General features: G+C 51.8%; 28 protein-coding genes and 1 pseudogene. 10 read left to right on the top strand and 19 right to left on the bottom strand.

The features are described 5' to 3' along the window. Nucleotides 1-18: 18 nt before the first annotated feature. The 8 genes from ACJBF3_RS21565 to ACJBF3_RS21530 all read right to left on the bottom strand — a co-directional run bounded on the left by ACJBF3_RS21565 (nt 19) and on the right by ACJBF3_RS21530 (nt 7838). Complete coding sequence (locus tag ACJBF3_RS21565) at nt 19-657, bottom strand: VWA domain-containing protein (protein WP_001253657.1); 639 nt, start codon at nt 655-657, stop codon at nt 19-21. 463 nt (nt 658-1120) lie between these two features. Further along, on the bottom strand, nt 1121-1588 hold the full coding sequence (gene terW, locus ACJBF3_RS21560) for a tellurium resistance protein TerW (protein WP_001176767.1): 468 nt from the start codon (nt 1586-1588) through the stop codon (nt 1121-1123). A gap of 17 nt (nt 1589-1605) precedes the next feature. Continuing rightward, on the bottom strand, nt 1606-2814 hold the full coding sequence (locus tag ACJBF3_RS21555) for a DUF4236 domain-containing protein (protein ID WP_011152964.1): 1209 nt from the start codon (nt 2812-2814) through the stop codon (nt 1606-1608). A gap of 10 nt (nt 2815-2824) precedes the next feature. Then, nucleotides 2825-3781, bottom strand: coding sequence for an HpcH/HpaI aldolase/citrate lyase family protein (locus ACJBF3_RS21550; protein ID WP_031942304.1), 957 nt, complete (start codon nt 3779-3781; stop codon nt 2825-2827). Next, on the bottom strand, nt 3781-4860 hold the full coding sequence (locus ACJBF3_RS21545; protein WP_001585166.1) for a cysteine protease StiP family protein: 1080 nt from the start codon (nt 4858-4860) through the stop codon (nt 3781-3783). The genes ACJBF3_RS21550 and ACJBF3_RS21545 overlap by 1 nt, the downstream gene beginning before the upstream one ends. Nucleotide 4861: 1 nt before the next feature. Beyond that, complete coding sequence (locus tag ACJBF3_RS21540) at nt 4862-5635, bottom strand: hypothetical protein (RefSeq protein WP_001040058.1); 774 nt, start codon at nt 5633-5635, stop codon at nt 4862-4864. Then, nucleotides 5628-6770, bottom strand: coding sequence for a phosphoribosyltransferase domain-containing protein (locus ACJBF3_RS21535; protein WP_001280115.1), 1143 nt, complete (start codon nt 6768-6770; stop codon nt 5628-5630). Before ACJBF3_RS21535 ends, ACJBF3_RS21540 begins: the two co-directional genes overlap by 8 nt. 9 nt (nt 6771-6779) lie before the next feature. Then, entirely contained in the window at nt 6780-7838 is a 1059-nt protein-coding gene (locus tag ACJBF3_RS21530; protein WP_012695441.1) for an ATP-grasp domain-containing protein, read from the bottom strand. A 320-nt stretch (nt 7839-8158) separates the two neighbouring features. Between ACJBF3_RS21530 and ACJBF3_RS21525 the strand changes: the two genes are divergently transcribed. The 8 genes from ACJBF3_RS21525 (at nt 8159) to ACJBF3_RS21490 (ending at nt 14925) form a co-directional block, all read left to right on the top strand. After that, nucleotides 8159-8740: a tellurium resistance-associated protein TerZ gene (locus ACJBF3_RS21525; RefSeq protein ID WP_000254137.1), complete on the top strand. Its 582-nt coding sequence runs from the start codon at nt 8159-8161 to the stop codon at nt 8738-8740. Beyond that, nucleotides 8740-9897 carry a TerD family protein gene (locus ACJBF3_RS21520; RefSeq protein WP_001054786.1) on the top strand — a complete coding sequence of 386 codons (1158 nt, stop codon included), beginning with the start codon at nt 8740-8742 and terminating at the stop codon, nt 9895-9897. The genes ACJBF3_RS21525 and ACJBF3_RS21520 overlap by 1 nt, the downstream gene beginning before the upstream one ends. A gap of 22 nt (nt 9898-9919) precedes the next feature. Then, a complete protein-coding gene (locus ACJBF3_RS21515; RefSeq protein ID WP_000007449.1) occupies nt 9920-10375 on the top strand; it encodes a tellurite resistance TerB family protein in 456 nt (151 codons plus the stop codon). A 22-nt stretch (nt 10376-10397) separates the two neighbouring features. Then, the gene (gene terC / locus ACJBF3_RS21510; RefSeq protein ID WP_000255079.1) at nt 10398-11438 is read left to right on the top strand and encodes a tellurium resistance membrane protein TerC; all 1041 of its coding nucleotides are present in this window, start codon (nt 10398-10400) and stop codon (nt 11436-11438) included. 48 nt (nt 11439-11486) lie between these two features. Next, the gene (gene terD / locus ACJBF3_RS21505; protein ID WP_000116680.1) at nt 11487-12065 is read left to right on the top strand and encodes a tellurium resistance membrane protein TerD; all 579 of its coding nucleotides are present in this window, start codon (nt 11487-11489) and stop codon (nt 12063-12065) included. 68 nt (nt 12066-12133) lie between these two features. Continuing rightward, the gene (locus ACJBF3_RS21500; protein WP_000301247.1) at nt 12134-12709 is read left to right on the top strand and encodes a TerD family protein; all 576 of its coding nucleotides are present in this window, start codon (nt 12134-12136) and stop codon (nt 12707-12709) included. A gap of 428 nt (nt 12710-13137) precedes the next feature. After that, nucleotides 13138-14379, top strand: coding sequence for a VWA domain-containing protein (locus ACJBF3_RS21495; protein ID WP_001053340.1), 1242 nt, complete (start codon nt 13138-13140; stop codon nt 14377-14379). A 90-nt stretch (nt 14380-14469) separates the two neighbouring features. Beyond that, complete coding sequence (locus ACJBF3_RS21490; RefSeq protein ID WP_000374058.1) at nt 14470-14925, top strand: hypothetical protein; 456 nt, start codon at nt 14470-14472, stop codon at nt 14923-14925. 240 nt (nt 14926-15165) lie between these two features. Here ACJBF3_RS21490 and ACJBF3_RS21485 read toward each other — a convergent pair whose 3' ends face one another. Next, a complete protein-coding gene (locus tag ACJBF3_RS21485) occupies nt 15166-15357 on the bottom strand; it encodes a hypothetical protein (RefSeq protein ID WP_000398479.1) in 192 nt (63 codons plus the stop codon). 91 nt (nt 15358-15448) lie between these two features. Beyond that, the gene (locus ACJBF3_RS21480) at nt 15449-15790 is read right to left on the bottom strand and encodes a hypothetical protein (protein ID WP_001151572.1); all 342 of its coding nucleotides are present in this window, start codon (nt 15788-15790) and stop codon (nt 15449-15451) included. Between the two features lie 625 nt (nt 15791-16415). On the opposite strand from ACJBF3_RS21480, the pseudogene ACJBF3_RS21475 reads away from it, so the two are divergent. Continuing rightward, nucleotides 16416-16636 (top strand): annotated as a pseudogene (locus ACJBF3_RS21475) (type I restriction-modification system subunit M N-terminal domain-containing protein); the annotation flags it as partial. A gap of 140 nt (nt 16637-16776) precedes the next feature. Further along, on the top strand, nt 16777-17031 hold the full coding sequence (locus tag ACJBF3_RS21470) for a hypothetical protein (protein WP_000880375.1): 255 nt from the start codon (nt 16777-16779) through the stop codon (nt 17029-17031). Between the two features lie 2 nt (nt 17032-17033). Here the strand turns inward: ACJBF3_RS21470 and ACJBF3_RS21465 are convergent, their stop codons facing one another. The 9 genes from ACJBF3_RS21465 to ACJBF3_RS21425 form a co-directional block, all read right to left on the bottom strand. Then, on the bottom strand, nt 17034-17405 hold the full coding sequence (locus ACJBF3_RS21465) for a 3'-5' exonuclease (RefSeq protein WP_223259313.1): 372 nt from the start codon (nt 17403-17405) through the stop codon (nt 17034-17036). 285 nt (nt 17406-17690) lie between these two features. Further along, a complete protein-coding gene (locus tag ACJBF3_RS21460; protein ID WP_000427623.1) occupies nt 17691-18695 on the bottom strand; it encodes an IS110-like element IS4321 family transposase in 1005 nt (334 codons plus the stop codon). A gap of 78 nt (nt 18696-18773) precedes the next feature. Beyond that, the gene (locus ACJBF3_RS21455; RefSeq protein ID WP_003100847.1) at nt 18774-19331 is read right to left on the bottom strand and encodes a recombinase family protein; all 558 of its coding nucleotides are present in this window, start codon (nt 19329-19331) and stop codon (nt 18774-18776) included. Further along, on the bottom strand, nt 19325-19696 hold the full coding sequence (locus tag ACJBF3_RS21450; RefSeq protein ID WP_021243030.1) for a hypothetical protein: 372 nt from the start codon (nt 19694-19696) through the stop codon (nt 19325-19327). Before ACJBF3_RS21450 ends, ACJBF3_RS21455 begins: the two co-directional genes overlap by 7 nt. Continuing rightward, nucleotides 19693-20193 (bottom strand): hypothetical protein, encoded by a 501-nt coding sequence (locus ACJBF3_RS21445; protein WP_003100856.1) that lies wholly within the window; start codon nt 20191-20193, stop codon nt 19693-19695. Before ACJBF3_RS21445 ends, ACJBF3_RS21450 begins: the two co-directional genes overlap by 4 nt. Next, nucleotides 20190-20516 (bottom strand): hypothetical protein, encoded by a 327-nt coding sequence (locus tag ACJBF3_RS21440; RefSeq protein ID WP_003100858.1) that lies wholly within the window; start codon nt 20514-20516, stop codon nt 20190-20192. Before ACJBF3_RS21440 ends, ACJBF3_RS21445 begins: the two co-directional genes overlap by 4 nt. 254 nt (nt 20517-20770) lie before the next feature. Beyond that, nucleotides 20771-21127, bottom strand: a complete 357-nt coding sequence (locus ACJBF3_RS21435; protein ID WP_000215515.1) for a cupin domain-containing protein — start codon at nt 21125-21127, stop codon at nt 20771-20773. Next, nucleotides 21117-21518 carry a DUF86 domain-containing protein gene (locus ACJBF3_RS21430; protein ID WP_001293886.1) on the bottom strand — a complete coding sequence of 134 codons (402 nt, stop codon included), beginning with the start codon at nt 21516-21518 and terminating at the stop codon, nt 21117-21119. The genes ACJBF3_RS21435 and ACJBF3_RS21430 overlap by 11 nt, the downstream gene beginning before the upstream one ends. Beyond that, nucleotides 21515-21805: a nucleotidyltransferase family protein gene (locus tag ACJBF3_RS21425; RefSeq protein WP_001247892.1), complete on the bottom strand. Its 291-nt coding sequence runs from the start codon at nt 21803-21805 to the stop codon at nt 21515-21517. The genes ACJBF3_RS21430 and ACJBF3_RS21425 overlap by 4 nt, the downstream gene beginning before the upstream one ends. Nucleotides 21806-22107 lie beyond the last annotated feature (302 nt).

Raw genomic sequence — 22107 nt, 5'->3', positions numbered from 1 at the left:
TCCCCTTAATCAATAAAATTATAAGACCACATTTACTTCTGGCGGCGGCGGTGGCAGGTCTTCAAGACCGATCACTTCTTTTTTGCTGGACTCCACTTTCTGACTGCCTACCGAAATGCTCGCACTGACCCATTTAAAGAAAGCTTTAATCGTCGAACTGTCAGCTGTATCGAGCTGAACCACGATTTCAGTGATTTCTTTGAGGACGCTGGTATCGGCATCATGCCCGGCTGCACATGCCACAACAACGCCGGTTCTGGCCGCTTTAAAGTCATTCAGGCCTTTACGCCAGTCATCATTCGGACTTCCATCCGTCATCAGGAATACAAGGGGACGCCAGTCACCTTTAGTGTCAGCCGTCGTTTTCTGTACTTCTTTGGCAATGGAGCTGGCCGTGAGGGAAAGCGCTTCGCCAAGAGACGTGGTGCCGCTGGCTGTTAGTGCTGGCATCTGGAAACTCAGGAGGTCTGTCAGGGGGACTGCCTGTCGGGCTGAAGAATCAAAGGTGATCACTGACACGTGAGCCGTTTCGAGTGCATACGGATCCTGTTTCAGCGTGGTAAGCAGCGTCTGAACGCCATTTTTAACCGCTTCGATAGGCTCTCCGTGCATAGAGCCGGACGTGTCGAGTAGCAGATATACGGGTAAGCGTCTCAAATGTAATTCCTTCTTAAGAGATCGGAAGAGGAGAGTAGTTTCAGGAAGAGGCCAGGGTTTGTTGATTTGATAAAACGGCACGACATCTGTCGGGTGGAGATTAAATACTCAGAAGCGGCATTAAAGAAATAAGTTAACCACCATAGAATTACCGACATGTGAATGGCCTCTTATCAGAGAAAAAAATTCAGACCGTACTGGAATATAAGATTTCTGAAAAAAACTCCGGCAAAAATAAACTGTCTTATGTATGAAATTCATCATACATCACAGATCTGCATGAATGGAGTGTAAAACGCCCAAAGATTGATGTGTAGCACAAGAGGATGTCAAGACACCAGGTTTTGTAGTCAGTAAGGCGCTGCTGGCATTGCGGGAGGAGAATAGATCAAAACTACGTCACGCCAATACAGAGGTAAAATATGACAAAACCGGGGTTTTCACCCCGGTCTGAGATTTAGCGTCAGGACTTTTTAGCGCTGTATTCTTTTATCAGTTCGTCAACGGAGTGCAGAGCCAGCTTCTCTACCGCTTCACTTCGGGTCGAGCCACTCAGCGCAGCCAGACGGTCAATTTTTCTTAAGATCCGCATGCGTAGCGATAAGGACACGGCTGTTTTTTTATCCTTATCGAGTACGACCTTCCCTGTAGACTCACCGGTTTTCAGTTCAGCATTCTGTGCGAGCGCTTCATTCATCCGGCGAAGGGTCTTTTTATCCAGCTGGCCCGGATTAACGAGATGGTAGGAATGACCTGCCTTGCTGTATTTGATCTCCGCAGAATATGACTCGCGTAGCTCTTTGAGGGCCCGGGTTAATGTCGGCTCTGAGCATTCCAGACTGGTTATAATGTCGGCAGCGGAAACGGGCTTGCCGGTGCCCAGTAAGTTGGCAAGCTTAAAAATCCGGGCCTGTCTGGTATTTAATTGCATCGTAAGATTTAGCCTGCTTAAAGGGTTAGTGGTTCAATAGGCTGAAAAATGAAGGTACTGCTCATCTTTCGAATAACCGGGTGATCGCCTAACGCTTCAACCGGATCAATGTGTTCTATGCCTGCAAAATTTACTGACGACATCTGGCTGCGAGTGCATTTGCAGGACAGGATATACTCATCCTCCAGATAGCCGGTCCGCTTACTGACCCGTTGCGTAAAGCCTGACACAATCACGTTGTCGAAAGGTAGCGTATGTAAAACGATACCGACCAGGCGGAACAAGCAGCCATGGACGTGGCGGGCATAGTTTTCGCGTACGGCTTTTTGCGTCATGGCTTTTTCCGTCAGCTCCGTGCCCCGGGCATTAACGCCGTAAATCTTATCAGGGAAATCTTCAATCTCAGCTAAATCAACGTCCAGCAGGACTGCTGATAGCTCCGGCTTTACTTCAAATGCAACAATCGTTTCACGCGGCCATTCAGTTTCTGCCAGCACACCCGCCAGGTATGATTCGAAAAACGCGGCGTCTGTCCGGAACTGCTGCCGGGCATCTGCCTGAGCCGTGGCGAGCCGTTTTTCATGTTCTTCTGCTTCAAACTTCCAGTTTGCATACTGTTCGGCCCAGGCCGTCCGTTGTTGCTGGTACCGGTGCTGTCGAAGGGTATTCTCACGCTCCACATCAATCAGCTCCTGCTGCCACCGGCGAAGATTTTCGGCGTGGCGCTCAGCTTTAGCTGATTCCGATTCAAACCATTTACCCAGAAAACTAATGCCTTCGCTCTCGGCAGGCTTTTCCGGCAATGCAAGGTAGTCTGGCTTTTCTGGACGCACCGGTGCCGGAACCTGAAAAGGCGACGTTCTGTTATGCAGGTATACTGCTTCCAGCTCTGCCCAGCTGATGCCTGTTTTTGGATCCGGCGTCAGCTCGTGAATATTACGGATTGCGGTTACCGCTGACATGAGTTCAGCGGCTTCCTGCTCAAGCGCCTGTCTGAGCCCCGGGTCGGTTGCCGTCCGGTTTCCACCTCCGGAACGCGCGGCCCGGTCAAGCCGGGTACGGTAACTCAGCCCGGTACCGGGCAAGCCCAGATTGGCATAGGTCCCCCGGCTACCAAAAGAAACGGAAGCACCTCTCGGCCCGACACTCAGGCTCGGTGCACCGTTACTCAGGTTGAGGCGAACGCCAGGAATAATGTTGATCGACTTTCTGAACCTGAACCCCATTATGATTTCCTTAATGATGCTGGGTCACGGTAAGTAATCTGATTCCATCAGCGCTTTGCTCGTTCTGTAACCCATAAAAACGAGCTCTGTCCAGAATGCCAGCCGCCCAGCGGCGATGTGTGGCGGGTTCACACATTGCTCCCTGCGACTTAAACACGGCCTGGGTAGAGTTCAGGATCCGCAGAGCGTCAGAATACTCACCCTGAGTGACCATCAGCGCGTTTTGAATGACCTCTATCTGACCCGGGTGAATGGCCGTTTTCCCAACAAGCCCATGTGCCATATCAAGAGCCAGCTCTCTGGCCATAACGGCATGATCGTCAATATGCTCACATACGGGCGCGGTCAGGGCAAAATCACGCGGGCCGAAGACTGAAACGAGCATTTTGATGACGTAGCCCATCGGGCTGTCATACAGCGTCAGGTCCCGGGGGCGGCGAAGCGACACAACGTTCATAAGATCGTTGCCGCCGATTCGAAGCGCAATAATGCGGTCGTGGCAGGGATGTTCCACCAGGCGAGTGGCCAGCTCGCGCATCTGAACCACGTCAAAGACGTCTTCTGTTTCCAGCGTTGGCATCATGCACAGGTGAGTCCCGCCCATGATATCCCACCATTCAGCTAACGAACTGAGGGTAAATTTCGGCAACACAAACCCATCGACAGCGGAAAGATCATAATGCGCTTTTAACCATCTGCCCATGTCGGCATGCCGGGGGCGAATGAACACCAGAGGCCAGTCATTTTTACCCAGGCTACGCATGCTGTTACTGAGCTCGTGCAGCAGGTGCTCCAGATTTTTGAGGGCGATGGGGATGTCTGCTTCACTGACAGCATCCTCCAGGCAAATCACCAGAGAGCGCAAACCCGGGATTTTCCCGTGCAGGACGGCATCAGCAATATCTTCCCGTGTTGCAGGCATGTATAGCGTGGCTCCCAGATTCCAGGGAGAAAGACGATTTTTCATCAGAGTACCTTCTTGATAATGGTTACAGCCCGATACTGGCCGAGGGTTCCCCCCATTTCTGTAACAACTATTCCCTTTTCACGAGCAAGCCCTACAAGCAAGGCAACGTCCGGGTCGTCAATAGAACGCACAAATACATGGTCCGGTACCCGACGTAATACAGCCCGGGTTGCTTCAGCAATACCGGGTTTAATACGATTGACGCTGTCCACTTTAAATTCATCGGCCAGGAACGCGATAACGTCGCGACTTGTCTGCCATAAGACCCGGGCTGACTCCATATTCCAGCTCAGGGTAGCGAGGGATGACGGGGTTAACTTCTTACGGAAATGGGCGACGGTATCGACAAGCATCCGGCTGCATTCGAATTCACTGAGATGCTCGCAAACCATGCACCCATGTAATCCTTCAGAGGACCATACTGACCGGGAGATCAGGCCTGATACCGGCGCACCCATGATGCCAAAAGGAATGAGCCAGTCATCATCACTGGCTGCAAGCCAGGAGCAGCCACAGGGATCGGCCAGGACAACCAGTCGCGGCTGCTCAGGATAGCCCGGGCGATCTTTCAGTGCGCGTACAAGCTCTCCGGTAATTGCGCCTTTACCTGTCCATCCGTCAACAAAGACAATACCGCTGGTACCATGGCGCTCTTCAATGACGTCGAGGGCTGCACCGTCAATTCCACGATCCCGGATAATGCTGATACCGTAATGCCATGAGGTTTTCCCCATGTCACGCAGGGCCTGGTGCAGCATAACGCCGAGCGGCACGCCAGCTCTGACGAGACTGGCCAGTACAATGGGCTCATCACCGAAGCGTTCGGCCAGAGCAATAGCGAGCTGTGTGACTTCTTTTGCAAGTCTCTCTGCGCCCCGATCCAGCGCCCGGTGAAACAAATCAAGATGCCATTGTGTTGGCGCTGGCTCCTGACTGAGCATGTCCGAATAATGTTTCTTCCCTGACTGAATCAGCTCTTCTTTTTGCTCAACCGGCGTCATCTCAATGACTACCGGCTTTAGCAGAAATTCCACGTCACCGGGCTGGTATGAGCCGGTAAATGTGTCATGTGGCTGCATTTTAATTTTCTCCAAAAATTCGCTGTGAAATGGCATCTGCAAACTGACTCTGACGCGGGATGCCAAACCAGCTGCACAGTTTCATAAAACGATGATCGCTCAGGCTGTCGCCCAGACCAATTACGGGGAAGACTCCGCGTTCAGCCCGAAGTTTTTCAAGAAGCCATCTGACTGCCAGCCCTTTCTCAACCGCGGTGGGAAGCCAGGCCACGTTATTACTGTTGCGGTGGATGTAGAAGCCCTCGGTCGGAAACACCGTTTCTATCTCATCTGCAATGGCATTGAGCTCGTCAAGGCGGGTGCTGTCGCGGTGCTTCATCACCATATAAACCGCCGTTTCACCGTATTCGAAGTTCAGCCTTGCCCAGGCATTGATCCCTTTTGCGTCCATCATTTCAGTGATCAGACGCTGCATCGATGTCAGCTTTTCCTGATAGGGAGCCAGCTGGCCGAGCATATGGGCCTTCCACTCCTCGTCGGGTTTGCCTTCTGGCGTGAGAATGACGGCCCCGTGAGTGGTGATTGCCCAGGAGTGGAAAGGGATCCGTACGCGGCTGATTTCTTCAGTTCCCCGTGCGGTAACGGGTATGAGTTCAGCCTGCTCCAGGAGCCAGTCCACCAACATGGACTGTTCTTCCGTCATAAAGCTTCGTGGATTCAGGGTGCGATCAACGGCACCGGTACGGAATGGCTCCAGGGCCAGCTCGTCCACCATTTTACGACGGGTCTGAAAGAGCGTGTCGTCAAGGTCGCTCAGAACAACGGGTTTATTCATAGGTAACAATCTCCACGACGGCCGCAACCTCAGCCAGCGCTTTAAGAAGCTGCGTGTCAATACTTTCTGCGGGTGTCTCAGTACACACAAGAATGCGGTCAAACTGCTGGTGGGCGACGTTATAGACAAAATTGGGGATGCCCAGCCCGTAGTTATCCGTAAAGGAAATGGCGGACTCAATGGCATAACCAACGGCGATAGGGGAGCGGGTGGTCGATCCATAAAATGCCTGTGCTCCGGCAGCTTCGAGCCGTTCAGCAAGCAGGAACGGCTCCCAGACGAATTCCCCGGTCCCGAGAACCAGAATACGTTCCCCCTTGTGGACGGAGACCTCATGGCCGAGATCGGCCGCAGGTGCGAGCATCCCCAGTCGGCCCCAGGACTGTTTTCCCTGGATGTCCCATTCTCCTCGTGAAGTTACGTTGACTTTCGGCATGTCCGGGACAGGTGCATCAGGTAATGGGGTCCATCCCCACTTACCGCTTACAAGAGAAACCGAAGTGACTGGTAAGGTGCTGCGCTCGGACAAGGCTTTGCCACTCCAGTCGGTAAGCGTAACGGCTATAACCTGTTCAATATGTTGAAGCTTGCCGGTATTACGCAGGGCTGAAAGCAGGTTAATAAAGGTATTACCGGTGGTTGCCTCGTCATCAATCAAAACCAGCGTTCGTGCGTTGGTAACACGACGTCTTTTCTCTTCATCATCTGGCAGATAGATCAGATGATCGGTGGCGTGGCTGTGTTCTTCCTTGAACTCGCAAAGCAACGTGCCATCAACCGGGTGACGGGTAGAGGTCAGATAGACAGATTCAGGATGCTGGTGGCGCACTTCATCAAATACACCGGCCCCAAGCCCAACGGCGGTTTCAGCCATACCGATAAACAGTACGGGTCCTGTCAGTGTCGAGGGGAACTGGCTGGCAAGCTGTCTGTAGGCCTGCCGCATGACTGAGGGTGGCACGGGAATGTGCCTGCCGAGTACTTTGCTGACAAACAGAAAGGCGCGTTTCGGGTTACGTCTTTCAGCGATGTCAAACAGGTCATCGAGCGAAACTTCACCCTGGTCGCGGGTTACCTGAATCGTACCGCATGAGAGGGTACGGCGATAAATCATATCTTCGAGGATATCAGACATAAATACGCCTTAATTCAGAAGGTTAGAGAGTGATTCCGGGTATGCAATTACATCCGTAATGGATCTCACCGCAACCGGAGAAAAGGTGTTTTTAGCGCTCTGGCGCACCATATCTTCAGACATCAGACCGAGCTTAAAGGCAGCAAATAACCCAGGAAGGTTCACCCCGCTGTGAAGGGTATAACCCACCCCCCCTGACGGACGCATGTTGGTTTCAAGCAGCACCGGGTTGCCATTCACATCGTTTCGCGTCTGAACATTCACCAGCCCGTCGGCCTTCATAACCCTGGCGCAGTCACACGCCAGTTCCCAGGCGCTTCCTTCGTTTACCAGATACTGGATAACCCCTTCCTTACGGCGTCCCACGGCTGCGAGTATTTCGCCCTTATCCGCGAGGATATCGACGGAAAATTCCGGGCCTGGCAGGTACGGCATCAAAACAAGGGGTTTAAACGACTCAGCAGCTGATGCTGCTGCAATATACTGTTGCGGACTGACCAGACGATGTTCGGGATGATTAAAGACGGCCATAGGCGAAGCACTGTCATCAAAGCGCCAGAATCCCATGCCATAGATACCCGTCACCGGCTTCACGCATACCGGGCTGTCAGTGAACGGCGGGGCCGCGAGGTGTGTTTTTAATTCTGCCAGCGTATTCACCCGCCAGGATGGTACGACCGGGAGACCCTTTTGCTCCATAAACTGAGCAAAAGTAACTTTTTCGTCAGCCAGAGTTAACCAGTCGACGCCCGTTGCACCGGTAGTAAGGGTGGCACCGGTCGATTCAATGGCTGAACGGTGTTCTTCAAACCACTGGCTGTTACGGCCAGTATGAATATGGTGGATGCCGTAGGACTGAATGGTTTCCTGGATAAACTGAAGACGTTTTTGAGGATCTTCAGGTTCAGTCAAAGAATAGTCGGCAACGGAAAGGATTTCATTTCTTTCGTTACGGTGGGAGGCAAAAACGGTAATGGCAAAATTATTTTTTTTTGCAAATGATTTTACCCCCTGAATAATATCTCGCTGGGAGGATAAACCTTCCATAAACCAAATTTTCTTGTTCATTTTTTTTAATTATCCGGAACGCCATGCAAATTTATGATTGAGAAGTGAGTCTATGAGTGTCTAAGCTACATGTCAATCATAATATGATTTATAACTCCTGTGGTTATGGAGTGCGTCAGGTTTTTTGGATTCCTGATAACACATTGATATTTAAATTAAACTTAGAAAATTAACACCCTGAAAAGGATTTCTTTTTGTGTTTTTACAGAAAACTACCAAAATTTCCCTTGTCAGAGAACTTCATCATGATATGATTTTCTTCGTCAGTTACTAAATATACCTTTGATTGTCTCGGTCATTACCATTTTAAGGAATAAAACATGGTTTCATTAGTTAAGAACCAGACGGTATCACTCAGCAAAGAATCATCTGCATTAAGCCAGCTTCATTTCGGTCTCGGTTGGGATCCGGTTAAGAAAAAAGGTCTTCTTGGAGGATTGTTTGGAGGCAACGACTCAATCGATCTCGATGCTGGCTGCGTATTAATGGACAGCACCGGTAAAACAATTGACACCATCTGGTTCCGCAAACTGGAATCCACCTGCGGCGCTGTTGTGCACAGTGGCGATAACCTGACCGGTGAAGGTGACGGTGACGATGAGGTGATTAATGTCAACCTCTCCCGACTGCCTGCAAACGTTGAATACCTGGCGTTTACGGTAAACAGCTTCCGTGGTCAGTCGTTCAATGACGTCGAAAACGCGTTCTGCCGCGTTGTCGATCAAACCGGCAAAGAGCTGGCTCGCTACAAGCTGACTGAGCAGGGCTCACATACCGGGATCGTTATTTCTTCGCTGCGCCGTAATAACGGCAACTGGGACTTTACCGCCCTTGGCCATGCCTGTCGCGGCCGCACAATTGACGATATGCACTCCGATATCGTTTCAGCGGTTATTCGCTAATGAACCTGACGCCGGGGGGCAATGCCCCCGTTCCAGCCCAGGAGTTGCGGGTCCGGATCACCTCGGGCGGCCAGGTGGATGCTTCGGCGTTTCGCCTGTATGCCGACGGGAAGGTGCAGGGTGATGCGGACATGGTGTTTTATGGTCAGCCACGTAACGATGATGGTACCGTCAGCCTGGTCAGTGAAGGCCAGTACTCAACCTTTACTGTCGCGCTCAACCGGCTGAAACCTGATGTCCAGAAAATTGCGTTCACCGTGACCTGTGACGGTGGGCAGACGGTGTCCGGTCTTCGTAATCTTTCCATCGACGTGGAGCAAGGGGCTACCGGCCTGGTTAGCGGCAGTGTCGAACTGAGCGGCCGTCAGGAAGCAGCCTTAATTCTGGGTGAATTTTACCGTCGTAATAATGACTGGAAATTCCGCTTCGTTGCGCAGGGGTTCAACGGTGGACTTAAACCGCTGGCAGAGCATTTCGGCGTAAATATTGCCGACGAACCGGCTCCCGCAGCCCCGACTCCTCCGGTTGTAACCCCTCCGCCAGTTGAGACAAAAATCAGCCTGAGCAAGGTATCGCTGACAAAAGAGAAGCCTGCAATCAGCCTGACCAAACGGGATAACTTCGGTGAAATCCGGATCAACCTGAACTGGCACCGGGGCAGCGGCAAATCAGGCTTTGCAGGCATGTTCGGCTCCAAAGGAATCGACCTGGATCTGGGGGCCTTTGTTGAGCTTCAGGACGGGTATAAATCGGTCATTCAGGCGCTCGGTAATGCATTCGGTGATTATCGCGATGAACCGTATGTTCAGCTCAAGGGCGATGACCGGACGGGTGATGTATCAGACGGCGAGTGGCTGCATATCAATGGACGTGAATGGAAGCATATCCGCGAAGTGCTGATTTACGCCTTTATTTATGAAGGTGTTCCCAGCTGGGACAAGACTGATGGTGTGGTCACCATTCATGTGCCGGATCAACCGCCCATTGAGACCCGCCTGACCGAAGGTGAAAACCGTCGCACATTGTGCGCCATTGCCAGACTCGTAAACGAAAACGGCGCAATTAAAGTCGAGCGAATTAACCAGTACTTCAAAGGCCAGGACGAAATGGACCGGGCATTTGGCTGGGGATTTCGCTGGAGCGCCGGTTCTAAATAACACAGCAACAAAGGAAACAGGTATGAGCTTTTTCGACAAAGTTAAAGGTGCCATTAACTCAGGCCGTGACGAACTGACCCGCCAGGTTGGCCGTTTCAAAAACAAAAAATTCATGCAGGGCACCGTTGCTGTATGTGCCCGTATTGCCGTATCGAGTGACGGCGTAAGTTCGGAAGAAAAGCAGAAAATGATGGGCTTTCTGCGCTCTTCAGAAGAGCTGAAGGTCTTCGATACCAATGAGGTGATTGAGTTCTTCAATAAACTGGTTTCAAGCTTCGATTTCGATGTTGAAATCGGCAAGGGCGAAACCATGAAATACATCCTGGCGCTGAAAGATCAGCCTGAGGCCGCTCAGCTGGCCTTACGTGTTGGTATTGCCGTTGCGAAAAGTGACGGTAACTTCGATCAGGACGAGAAACTGGCCTCCCGCGAGATCGCTATCGCGTTGGGCTTCGACCCGGCTGAATTTGGCCTCTGATCCACATCCCTAAGGGTAAAATATGGTTTCCACACACATCGGCTTCCCGACTGAAACGGTCATTGTTTTTATTGCGCTTTCAGTCGGTGCCATCTTTATTGACCTGTTTATGCACCGTGATGACAAGCCTATTTCGCTGAAGAGTGCGGCGCTCTGGTCCGTATTCTGGGTTGTGGTTGCGATGGCATTTGCCGGTTTCCTCTATATCCACCACGGTGCTGAGGTTGCCAGTCTGTTTGTCACGGGTTATGCGCTGGAGAAAGTGCTGTCGGTCGATAACCTGTTCGTCATGATGGCCATCTTCTCCTGGTTCGCCGTTCCGGATCGTTATCGCCACCGTGTTCTCTACTGGGGGATCATTGGTGCCATTGTCTTCAGGGGCATCTTTGTCGCCATCGGTACGAGCCTGCTGAGTCTGGGGCCGTATGTTGAAGTTGTCTTCGCTATTATCGTTGCCTGGACAGCGGTCATGATGCTTAAAAGCGGTGATGACGATGATGAAATTGAGGATTACTCCCAGCATCTGGCTTACCGCATGGTTAAACGCTTCTTCCCTATCTGGCCGAAGCTCAGAGGGCATGCCTTCCTGCTTAACCAGAAGGAAGTGGATGCTGAACTGGCGAAACCAGAAAACAGCGATGTCACCATTGGCCGTGGTAAAAAAGCGGCGCTGTATGCGACCCCGCTGTTCCTGTGTGTGGCTGTGGTTGAACTCTCGGACGTAATGTTCGCGTTTGACTCGGTACCGGCAATCATTGCCGTCAGTCGTGAACCGCTTATCGTCTATAGTGCCATGATGTTTGCTATCCTGGGCCTGCGTACTCTGTACTTTGTCCTTGAGGCACTGAAACAGTACCTGGTTCATCTGGAGAAGGCCGTTATCGTGCTACTGTTCTTCATCGCGGCAAAACTCGGCCTGAATGCGACCGATCACATCTGGCATCATGGTTACAGCATCGCGGCAACAACCAGCCTGTATGTTGTACTGGGTGTACTGGCGCTGGGCATTCTCGCAAGCGTCATGTTCCCGGGCAAACCTGAATCTGAGGAAAAGGGGAGTTAATCCCCTTAAGTGTTAACCTGAACAATTACTAATCGAAGAGGTTATTTTATGAGTGTTTCTCTTTCCAAAGGCGGGAACGTCTCCCTAAGTAAAGCAGCTCCGTCAATGAAAAACGTCCTGGTGGGCCTTGGCTGGGATGCGCGTTCAACAGACGGTCAGGACTTTGACCTGGATGCTTCAGCATTCCTGCTGGCCTCAAACGGCAAAGTGCGCGGCGATTCAGATTTCATCTTCTATAACAACCTGACGTCATCCGACGGTTCCGTAACGCACACCGGCGATAACCGCACCGGTGAGGGCGATGGTGATGATGAATCGCTGAAAATTAAACTGGACGCCGTCCCGTCTGAAGTTGACAAGATCATCTTCGTTGTGACCATCCACGATGCTCAGGCTCGTCGCCAGAGCTTTGGTCAGGTATCCGGTGCGTTTATTCGTCTGGTTAATGACGATAACCAGACTGAAGTTGCTCGCTACGATCTGACCGAAGATGCGTCCACTGAGACTGCCATGCTGTTCGGCGAGCTGTATCGCCACAATGGTGAGTGGAAATTCCGCGCAGTAGGTCAGGGTTATGCTGGTGGTCTGGCATCTGTATGTGCTCAGTACGGCATTAACGCGTCCTGATCAAAAAGTAACTTTTCTACCCGGGGCTGTTAATGCAGCCCTCATTCAACTGTTTGCAGGAGCTAAAAATGGCAGTTTCTCTCGTAAAAGGCGGCAATGTATCTCTGACCAAAGAAGCACCAACCATGAATGTTGCTATGGTTGGCCTAGGCTGGGATGCCCGTGTAACCGATGGTCAGGGTTTTGACCTGGACGCTTCCGTGTTCGCAGTAGGCGAAGACGGTAAAGTGTTGTCAGATGCGCATTTCATTTTCTTCAATAACAAAACCAGCCCTGATGGCGCGGTAGAGCACCAGGGCGACAACCGTACCGGTGAAGGCGACGGCGACGATGAGCAGGTCAAAATCGATCTGACCAAAGTCTCAGCAGATATCAAAAAACTGGTGTTTGCCGTTACCATCTATGATGCAGAAGCGCGTAAACAAAACTTCGGCATGGTGAGCAACAGCTTCATGCGCGTTTACAACAACGACAACGGCACGGAAATTGCCCGTTTCGATCTGTCTGAAGATGCCTCAACCGAAACCGCTATGGTCTTCGGTGAACTGTATCGTCATGGCGCTGAGTGGAAGTTTAAAGCTGTCGGTCAGGGCTTTGCCGGTGGCCTGGCGGCTCTTGCCTCCCAGCACGGCGTTAACATCTAAAATAACGCTGAATCATACCCCGGCAATGCCGGGGTTTTTTTTGGTTGCGATCCGCTATCAGGAGGGGGGGGGCAGAAAGGGTTCGGGAATCTCAGAAAGCAGAGAGATGTTAATTCTGACGTGAGCCTTTTAAAGGCAGGAAACGGATTTTTCTCTGGTTGCTGGTTAAAGCCTGTATTCCGTGCCTTATATCAACAGCATGCCCCTCTGATATATGTTACGTTTGCGACTTATGAAGGCACGGGTTCTGGAAGATAAAATACCCGACCAATGGAAATTCCAATTCAACAGGTATAGAAACTTCAACGTGATGAAATATGGTGTCACACCATATATACGCCTCACCAGAAATCCAGCGTCCTGAACTAAGCCAGGGGAACCTATATAAACGCTGCGCTTTAAAATAATCAAAAATCAGGAGAGTTAATGTGAATCTACAATCCGGACAAAACATACCACTTCAGCAATCTGCGATCAGGCTGAATCTTCAGTACCCTACCAAATCCGGCTTTAAAGGCGAACCCGATACCTGCCTGTTCCTGCTTAATGCTCAGGGAAAGGTCAGCGGCGATTCTGACTTTATCTTTTACAATAATCTGTCTTCTCCTGAAGGGGCAGTAAAGCTCGTTACCGGTTCTCAGCAGTCCAGCATTGAGATAGCACTGGATCGTGTTCCTGCGAACATCAGTAAAATTGCAATCACAGTTGTCATTGATGGTGAAGATACCATCAGTGGGCTCAGTTCGTTGAGCATGCAGGCTCAAGGAATCGCTGAGTTCCAGGCTGAGACTCAGGGCCGCAGTGAGAAAGCAATTATCCTGGGTGAAGTATATCGGCACAATGGCGCCTGGAAGCTTCGTGCGCTCGGGCAGGGTTTCAACGGTGGTCTTGAGCCTCTGGCCATTAGCTATGGCGTTGATGTCGCACAGCCAGCTCCGCAGCCAGCAAAGCCTGCTCGTATCAGTCTGGAAAAGAAACTGGAAACCAGATCTCCGCGCCTTGTAAGCCTCGCTAAAAAAGCCTCGGTCAGTCTTACTAAAAATAAACTGGACACCCTTGAGGCAGCGGTTGCATTTGTACTTGACGCATCCGGCTCAATGAGTGGCCAGTTCAGTAAGGGTAACGTTCAGTCTGTGCTGGACCGCATCGCCGTTCTTGCCGCCCAGTTCGACGACGACGGTGAAATGGATGTCTGGGGATTTGGAGAGAAGCATAAGAAGTATCCAAACGTCACACTGGACAACCTGGACACATATATTCAGTCCATTCGCGGGGCTGGAAAGCGTTCAGCCTGGGAGAACCTGCCGGGCCTCGGAGGGACAAACAACGAGCCTCCTGTGATGGAAGAAATAGTCGACTACTTTAAGGACTCGAAAATCCCGGTGTATGTTGTATTTATTACCGATGGCGGGATCAGCAAGACCCGGGCGATTAAAGATGCAATCCGGCGTTCTGCCAACTACCCCATCTTCTGGAAGTTTGTCGGCCTGGGTGGTTCAAGCTACGGTATCCTCAAAAATCTGGATGACTTTACTGACCGCCGGGTTGATAACACCCACTTCTTTGCCATGGATGATTTCGGTTCGATTAGCGATGAAAAGTTATATGATAATCTACTGGAAGAATTCAGACCGTGGATCGATGAAACAAAAAGGTTAGGCATCCTTTAATACGCACAGTTTGAGCTTGGTTGAATGAGCTCTACAGCAGCTTAATACTGTAGAGCCTTTGTTCATTGGAAATCGTACAGGGAGGCGCATATGGACCGCATCAAGTACCTGAAATGGATAGCTGAAGAATCACCAAGTACGGCTCAGCAGCTGGTGGCCTGGTTAAACAGAGCAAGGCACTATACGCCCGACATGAAAGAGCATCAGGCAGGTGTACAGATTCAAGAAAAGGGGATTGTTGTAGGGCTTAGACAAAGTACTAATCGTTATCATGGAGATTGTCTGACCATACATGTGGTACGGCTTCCGGAAGAAATACAAAACAAGGGATGGTTTAAGTCTTTTCTGAAGCTTTGCTGTGAATCGAATCCCTGGTGCGATGTTGTAATAGAAGACGTGAAAAACCCATATTTATTAAGCTTTTGTAAGAAACTAAACTTTACTGTATTAGATGAATTTTACCCGAATACTTACATAGTAAACACAGATGCCATTATGAGTTTACCTATCCCACCCTTAGGGAGATACGAAACCTATCTTTATTAAACCTGCGAACCTTTACCGGTTGCGTGGGGAGCGGATGGACTTCGGCTAAAGAAAAATCACATCGTCTATTTTGACCAGAAAAAGCTAATCTGCTTGATGTAATGCAGAAACGCATTACATTAATATCTTCTCCCAACAATCACCTGAACAATTCCCTGATTGCTTTTCACCTCATACCAGTGCTGGCTCATAGTTAGTCCTTAAGCAAATTTGTTATCGGAATAAAGAACGAAGCCAGCCTCATCGAGGCGCATAACCTTCTTCCCTTAACGCCTGTTGTAATTTTTCAATTGCGCTTTTCATTACCCAGGCTTCTTCGTCACTCACAGCACAGCCACGAAGATCGCTCCAGCTCAGACGTTTAACTAATTGAGCAAGGGCCATAGTTTCATTCTCATCAAGCTGCAAACTCAGTGTCTCAATACCTTCCACTATCTAACCTCCCTTATACTGAAAAATGGCGCTTTATTTCTGACCAGATGCCGAAGCCTTGAATGCGGCCGGAACTGCCGTTGTTTCTACTTTACAGAAATGGAATTAAAAAGTGGTGGTGCTGGGCACGTTTCTTTTCCAGTCGGGGTTTAAGCCAGAGCCGAAACTCATTCAACTTCTCAGCAGCCAAAACCGCTTCAACGGGGAAAACTTTATATTTACCCTGCTGCTGAGGTTCACCCAACCATCGCCTGATGGCTCCGTCAGTCCATAAACGAGTCTCTTTGAGCCTGGTTACAGTGACCCATTTCCTGGACCATTCATCAAATTGTCGCTGGCGATCCCGATAACGTTGTTCTTCCTGCTGACGAAGCCAGTCGCGATCAACAGCGAATTTTCGGTATCCAACAAAGAGCCCTTGTACTTTGGCCATGACAACATTCCGGTTTGCTTAGAACTGTTCAGACAGACATGTCAGGGATAAAGCTGAAGAAAAAGGTACAACGAAGAATAACCAAGACATAGGCCTGCCGGGTAAGTGGTGCGGTGCACAGGACTGTCGGAAAGTACGCTCAGAGAGGGTCGTTTAAGCATGATGCACCACCGCCAGCCAGCCTTAATAATGGTAATGTACCACTGGGTTACCAGACAGACCAGTAACGCATCAAACATAAAACTGTTTTTTAAAAAACGTCAGGAACGTAGCCTGACCTTTTAACCAGTGGTGTAAAAAACATACAGATTGCTCTGAGGTATGAGGTTCAGCAACTAGCCTTGTCGACGCAGAAACATTAAGTAATCAATAGCAGCTATCGCAAACAATGGTGAAAACCACCACGTGCTTTTCAACAAGCCAAGCGGCAGAAAGAGTACAGTTGCCATCGAATAAACAAAAACACGAACCATACCATCTGTAATAAACATAGGCTATTTGCAATCTGAGGTTGGATTGTAGATTTTAGTTAGAAATGGATCAAAGTCCGTTTTGTGCAAAACTTGGTTGACAACCCTCTTTTGGAAGATGTGCCGTTTCGTGCAAAAGTTGGTTGGAGGCCAAGATGGCAGAGTTCGTAGGTTCGGCTGCTTCGCAAGCTGATTTCATTTGGAAGAACGCGGAAGACCTGTGGGGGGGGATTTCAAGCATACCGACTTCGGCAAGATCATTTTGCCGTTTACTCTGCTGCGTCGATTGGAGTGCGCACTGGAGTCTACACGGGAAGCATCGCTCGATAGCCAACCAGCCACGATTGAGTTCTTAGAAGCAGAGTTCAGTGTTGATTTCGATGCGCTGCTATCTTGACCGCCAATCAGACCCGCATGGTTCAGGTTTGTGTATGAGAGTCCCCAAATGGCTGTAGTTCTAACCAAAGCCTTGATTGAAGCCGGCCGCGCCGGAAATAGTGGGTACAGAAAAGGCAGTTGCTTGCGCTGGGCGTAAGTTACCCGCCGAAAAGCGGCTGGATCGAACGACTGATCGGCACTGAGGTATCTGACGAGCAGTACGAACGCTTTCTGGGGCACAGCACGAGCAAGCAGGCTGAACAGATCCTACGCGGAGAGCAGCCAGCCAAGGGGCTTCAGTATGCAAAGCGAGCGAAGAAGCTCGCTTCTGAAAGAAAAGCCACAATTGATCTGGATAACGAGCACCTGTCTGAAATCGAAAAGTATCGGTAGCCCTAGACTTTTAGCCGCTGAAGATCTCTTAGATACCATTGGTGAAACTTGCTGAAGTCAGCCTTCTGTTTCTCTACCGTGCTGTTATAGATCGCATCACTGGTAACCGCACAAGCAGTCCAGCCAGCCTCATAGACGAAGCGAGTAGCTATCGGTGACTTCTTCGGGGTGCTATCCCAGCGGTTTTTGAGCCACCGCGCAAGCCCTTCATCAAGAGGGACCACCAGATTTAGCTGCTGTTTTGTGCGAGTGATACCGACATAAAACAGCCGACGTTCCTCCTCGATTTCCTCTTCGGCCGGAGGGGTGTTCATCGATGTGCGAACGCTGTAAACATCATCGGGTTTGCCGCCAGGAAATTCCTGCTCATTCAGCCCGATCAGGGGTCGTCTCAGAAAACGGAATCTATGGTCACTCCCGTTTTTGCAACACCGATTTTGACGACAAGTTGGCTTGCTTGAATCTATCCGGCGTCTGAATGGGATTTTATTCCCGCGCCTTGATGAGTTCCGCGCCTGATGAACCTCCAGAAAATATACGGCTTCAATGAGCCTTTCCGTTTTACAGGTTCCTCAACAGGCCGGTGGGCCGTTAGTATCATCAATATCAGTATTCGCAAAACCAGATCAGTAATTCTTTAAACCGGTGTATTTCTGCCGTTATGCTACATAAGTTTGCTGTCGTGCCGTTAGGGCCCAGGCTATTCTGGCCAGCTTGTTTGCCAGAGCACAAGTGACGACAAAGTTGCTTTTCCGGCACAGTAAATCCCTGACCCAATCGGCCAATTTGCCAGACTGGTGTTCCAGTTTTTGTATGAATACCCTGGCACATTGAACCAACAAAGTTCGGATCTTTTTATTACCTCGCTTACTAATTCCCAGCAATGTCGTCCTACCTCCCGTGCTGTACTGCCGAGGTACAAGCCCTGTTGCCGCCGCAAAGTCACGGCTGCTGGCGTACTGCTTCCCGTCGCCAATCTCAGTTGAAATAGTACTCGCTGTCAGTGTTCCGACGCAGGGAATGCTCAGCAAGCGCTGTCCAACCTCATCTTCGTCCAACTTTCGTTTCAACTGGGATTCCAAATCTTTAATCTGCTCAACAAGATAGTGATAATGCTGTTGTAATTTCAGCAATAACTGGCTGAGGTAAAGAGGCAAACTATTATCCTCAAGAATGGTACTCAGTCGGCTAATAACGGCAGCTCCTCGGGGAACGCTAATGCCAAATTCCAGCAGAAAAGCATGCATTTGATTGGTTGTTTTTACCTTATCCTGAACCAGGGATTCACGGACACGATGCAGAGCCCGCATTGCCTGCTGAGATTCCGTTCTGGGCTGCACAAAACGCATAGACGGACGCGATGCAGCTTCACAAATAGCTTCGGCGTCGACAAAGTCGTTTTTATTGCTTTTAACGAACGGGCGGACAAATTGTGGTGATATCAGCTTTGGGGAATGCCCCAACTCTTCCAACTTGCGTGCCATAAAGTGAGAACCGCCACAGGCTTCCATTGCGATGGTTGTAGCGGGGCATGTCGCCAAAAATTCGATCAACTTTGGCCGGGTAAATTTTTTACGGTAAACAGCCTTCCCGCGACGATCCTGGCAATGAATATGGAAAGAGTTTTTACCCAGATCGATACCAATGAGCGCAATGTTTTCCATGATAGTTCTCCGAATGAAAGCCTGTCCTCAGCATAGTACCGGGAAGGAGGGAGTGACCATCTCATTAAATAAAGCACGCTAAGCGTGCGTGGAGGCTGGCACCCAGCGGTACAGCGTCGGAATGGACACGCCGAGGTTCTTGGCCACGTCCTTGGGCGGCACCCCGCTGGCCAGCAGCTTCTTGGCCGACTCGATCTTGCTGTCGGTCATCTTCGGCTTGCGGCCGCCTTTGCGGCCGAGCTGCTTGGCGACTTCCAGCCCGGCGCGGGTGCGCTCGACGGTCAGCTCGCGCTCCATTTCGGCAAGGCTCGCCATGACGTGGAAGAAGAACCGCCCGGATGGTGTGCCGGTGTCGATGGAGTCGGTGAGGCTCCTGAACTGGACACCGTGCTTGTGCAGATCGCCGACCAGATCGACCAGTTGCTTGACCGACCGGCCCAGCCGGTCGAGCTTCCAGACGACCAAAGTATCGCCTTCGCGCAGCATTTCGAGCGTCTTGGCCAAGCCAGGCCGGTCTGCCCGCGTGCCACTCACCTTGTCCTCGAAGACCTTTTTACATCCGGCCTTGCTCAAGGCTTCGCGTTGCAGCTCCAGGTTCTGATCCTGCGTCGAGACGCGCGCATAGCCAATCAACATGGCTTGTCTCGCGCCCGGTCGATGCGTTCCTGCATCGCCTGCATCACTTCTTCGTGGGTGTACGATCTGGCGTTGGCGTCGGTGGCTTGCCGCAGGGCTTCCTCAACCTCGCGCGTCATCCGCTCGTAATCCTCCGGCCACAGCGCTTGCTCCATGCGCAGCGACGCCTGACTCAGCAGGTGCAGCAGGCTGAACAGCCGCATGTCGTTGGTGGCGACGATGCGCTCCCGAATCTGCTCCTGAATAGCTTCGCTAGCCCGATGCGCTTGTGGTGTGGCAGTCCCCTCGTAGTCAGCGGGGAATTCCGCTTCCTCGGCAATCCTTGCCCAGGCGCTGGCCAGCGCCTCGATGGTTGACGTGCTCATTTCCGCCGCTCCTGTGCTCTTTGGCGAATCAACCGGCCAAGGGGCCTCGACGCGAAAACCAGCAGCATCACGCCTATCGGATACCAGGTCGAGAAGACCACCAAGGCATCGAAGGCTGGCCGTCCGGTGTTGGTAGGCAGTACGGCGGTCACAGCCATCAACCCGCCGACCGTCCAGATGATGCGCCACACGTAGGGCATCACGCGGGGCACGTAGCCGTCATCGAAAGCGGTCTGGTAGTAGCGGCGCAGGCCGCGCTCGGCAAGCGCCTGGCGCTGCCGCTCCGACAGCGCATCCGTCCGGCCATACCAGCGCCGGAATGGTGGACAGCGCAGCAGCAAAGGGGTGAAGAGGATCATCACCGCCACGATCGCGACACCCCACGCCATGACGGCGCCGGCATCGGGCCGCTTGGCGTTCTCGATCACGGGCGCGAAGACGCCCGGAGCACCGATCATCCAGAACAGCGCAATGTGCTGATGGAAGGAGAGCTTCATTTGCTCATCCACTTGCGCAGCAGGCGCTTTTTCAGGGAGGCGCGTTCTTGCGGGTTGCGTCCCTTGTGATTGGCGATGCGATCCGCCGTGGCGGCCTGGCGCTTGACGGGCCAGTAGGAGCGGCCATCCTTGCCCATCGACCAGACGCTGCTGGCCTGGTTTTCCAGCAGGGGCAGATGGGCGCTCAGGGCTTCGGGCGACGCGCTGGTCAGCGCCGTGCGCTCACGGGTGCGCCAGCGCTGATGCCAGAGCTTCTTGTCCTCGCGCTCGCTGCCGCAGGTCGTGTGCCCGACGATGGGTGTTTTGCGGCGGCTGCGGCTCATAACGTAGTGGTCTCCAAGAACATTCAGGACTGATCCCAGGCGTCGATGGTCAAGACCTGATCGGCAGGACAGGCGGCTACGCGGTCGGGAACTGGATGGTGTTCAGTCTCATGCCGACCCCATTCGATTGATCGCGTCGCTTGCGGCACGCTGCGACGCAAGGAGGTTTGCGACCTGGTTTAGCAGCCGTGTCCGCTGCATGTCTGTTACCTATCTCCCCGACCGCTCATTGGACCAACTCCAGAGATTGGGCTCTATCGCTCAGCCAATACGAAACCGGCATTGGCTGATGCCACAACCGAGACTAACACAAATGGCTCGGTACCTGTATTTCGCGCCCCGTGCACTTGGCCCGGTCTTGCCACGGCTATCTCACCTTCCCTGAGGGCACGAACAATCCCATTGCCCTGAAAGTAATCAGCCATTCCCGACAAAACAGTCCACGTGTCTTGGCCGTGAGGATGAATGTGAGCCGCAATTTCCTGCCCGGGATGGACATGCCAAACCACGATAATTGAGTCTCGGGTTTCAAGCACAACGGAACGAATAGGCTCGCCTTCGGACGGCTGAACATACTCGGCTACAGAAAATATTCTCGATTCAACAGTCATCGGAGATCCCTCTTTCACAGTTGTCGTTACGGTCTTCATCGTCGGCATCCTGACGCACGGCGGGCAATTGCTGGAGCAACGCCGGCAGCCATTCCTGTACCGTCTCCCACACCACATCGAGGTTGATGTCGAAATAGCCGTGAGCCATGCGATTACGCATATTGCGCATGCTGCGCCACGGCACGTCGGCATGCGCCTGGGTGAACTCGACGTAGCCATCCATCACCTTTGTGGCCGCCTCGCCGATGACGATCAGGCTCATGATGACGGCCTGCTGGGTGCGCTTGTCGGCCAAGAAGTCGTCCTTGGCCATCCCTTCCACGAAGCTGCGCGCATCGGTTGCGGCCTGCTGAATGTGGTCGAGGTAATCGGGCAGGCGGTTCTCGCTCATATCGGTTGCGCCTCCGCGAGCACCTTGGCCCGGAACTTCGGCGGCAGGTCGCCGGGAGTCAGCAGATCGACGTCAACGCCGAGCAGCGATTTCAGTTCTTCTTCCAAATCGCCCAAGTCCAACAACGTGGCACCGGGCAGCGCATCGACCAACAGGTCGAGGTCGCTGCCATCCCGGTCGGTGCCATGCAGCACCGAGCCGAAGACGCGCGGGTTCGCGGCGCGAAAGCGGCCTACCGCTTCACGCACTGCGCTTCGCTTCATGTCAAGCACAACAGACGGTCGCATGCGCATCCTTTCTTATCGAAACTCGTTGAGATGATATGCAATCAAGAATAGAATTTCAAGAACTATTTTCGAGAATCGCAATGCCTTGATTCCCGTGCCGCGCCTGTCATTTTCAGAAGGTGACTGCACGGAATATCAAGAGTCGGCTGCACAGTCTTTTCTGATCTGTGGTCGTCTCAGAAAACGGAATCTATGGTCACTCCCGTTTTTGCAACACCGATTTTGACGATAAGTTGGCTTGCTTGAATCTATCCGGCGTCTGAATGGGATTTTATTCCCGCGCCTCGATGAGTTCCGCGCCT

It is taken from the genome of Enterobacter sp. PP-008-ECC_S150, assembly GCF_045257065.1.
GTDB lineage: Bacteria > Pseudomonadota > Gammaproteobacteria > Enterobacterales > Enterobacteriaceae > Enterobacter > Enterobacter chengduensis.
Note: the sequence above shows the minus strand (reverse complement) of the source record. Positions and strands in the feature narration are given on the sequence as shown.

Excerpts from the sequence above, each read along its gene's own strand:
- terW (WP_001176767.1), bottom strand. The coding sequence starts at position 1,588 with ATGCAATTAAATACCAGACAGGCCCGGATTTTTAAGCTTGCCAACTTA.
- ACJBF3_RS21555 (WP_011152964.1), bottom strand. The coding sequence starts at position 2,814 with ATGGGGTTCAGGTTCAGAAAGTCGATCAACATTATTCCTGGCGTTCGC.
- ACJBF3_RS21550 (WP_031942304.1), bottom strand. The coding sequence starts at position 3,781 with ATGAAAAATCGTCTTTCTCCCTGGAATCTGGGAGCCACGCTATACATG.
- ACJBF3_RS21545 (WP_001585166.1), bottom strand. The coding sequence starts at position 4,860 with ATGCAGCCACATGACACATTTACCGGCTCATACCAGCCCGGTGACGTG.
- ACJBF3_RS21540 (WP_001040058.1), bottom strand. The coding sequence starts at position 5,635 with ATGAATAAACCCGTTGTTCTGAGCGACCTTGACGACACGCTCTTTCAG.
- ACJBF3_RS21535 (WP_001280115.1), bottom strand. The coding sequence starts at position 6,770 with ATGTCTGATATCCTCGAAGATATGATTTATCGCCGTACCCTCTCATGC.
- ACJBF3_RS21530 (WP_012695441.1), bottom strand. The coding sequence starts at position 7,838 with ATGAACAAGAAAATTTGGTTTATGGAAGGTTTATCCTCCCAGCGAGAT.
- ACJBF3_RS21525 (WP_000254137.1), top strand. The coding sequence starts at position 8,159 with ATGGTTTCATTAGTTAAGAACCAGACGGTATCACTCAGCAAAGAATCA.
- ACJBF3_RS21520 (WP_001054786.1), top strand. The coding sequence starts at position 8,740 with ATGAACCTGACGCCGGGGGGCAATGCCCCCGTTCCAGCCCAGGAGTTG.
- ACJBF3_RS21515 (WP_000007449.1), top strand. The coding sequence starts at position 9,920 with ATGAGCTTTTTCGACAAAGTTAAAGGTGCCATTAACTCAGGCCGTGAC.
- terC (WP_000255079.1), top strand. The coding sequence starts at position 10,398 with ATGGTTTCCACACACATCGGCTTCCCGACTGAAACGGTCATTGTTTTT.
- terD (WP_000116680.1), top strand. The coding sequence starts at position 11,487 with ATGAGTGTTTCTCTTTCCAAAGGCGGGAACGTCTCCCTAAGTAAAGCA.
- ACJBF3_RS21500 (WP_000301247.1), top strand. The coding sequence starts at position 12,134 with ATGGCAGTTTCTCTCGTAAAAGGCGGCAATGTATCTCTGACCAAAGAA.
- ACJBF3_RS21490 (WP_000374058.1), top strand. The coding sequence starts at position 14,470 with ATGGACCGCATCAAGTACCTGAAATGGATAGCTGAAGAATCACCAAGT.
- ACJBF3_RS21480 (WP_001151572.1), bottom strand. The coding sequence starts at position 15,790 with ATGGCCAAAGTACAAGGGCTCTTTGTTGGATACCGAAAATTCGCTGTT.
- ACJBF3_RS21460 (WP_000427623.1), bottom strand. The coding sequence starts at position 18,695 with ATGGAAAACATTGCGCTCATTGGTATCGATCTGGGTAAAAACTCTTTC.
- ACJBF3_RS21455 (WP_003100847.1), bottom strand. The coding sequence starts at position 19,331 with ATGTTGATTGGCTATGCGCGCGTCTCGACGCAGGATCAGAACCTGGAG.
- ACJBF3_RS21450 (WP_021243030.1), bottom strand. The coding sequence starts at position 19,696 with ATGAGCACGTCAACCATCGAGGCGCTGGCCAGCGCCTGGGCAAGGATT.
- ACJBF3_RS21445 (WP_003100856.1), bottom strand. The coding sequence starts at position 20,193 with ATGAAGCTCTCCTTCCATCAGCACATTGCGCTGTTCTGGATGATCGGT.
- ACJBF3_RS21440 (WP_003100858.1), bottom strand. The coding sequence starts at position 20,516 with ATGAGCCGCAGCCGCCGCAAAACACCCATCGTCGGGCACACGACCTGC.
- ACJBF3_RS21435 (WP_000215515.1), bottom strand. The coding sequence starts at position 21,127 with ATGACTGTTGAATCGAGAATATTTTCTGTAGCCGAGTATGTTCAGCCG.
- ACJBF3_RS21430 (WP_001293886.1), bottom strand. The coding sequence starts at position 21,518 with ATGAGCGAGAACCGCCTGCCCGATTACCTCGACCACATTCAGCAGGCC.
- ACJBF3_RS21425 (WP_001247892.1), bottom strand. The coding sequence starts at position 21,805 with ATGCGACCGTCTGTTGTGCTTGACATGAAGCGAAGCGCAGTGCGTGAA.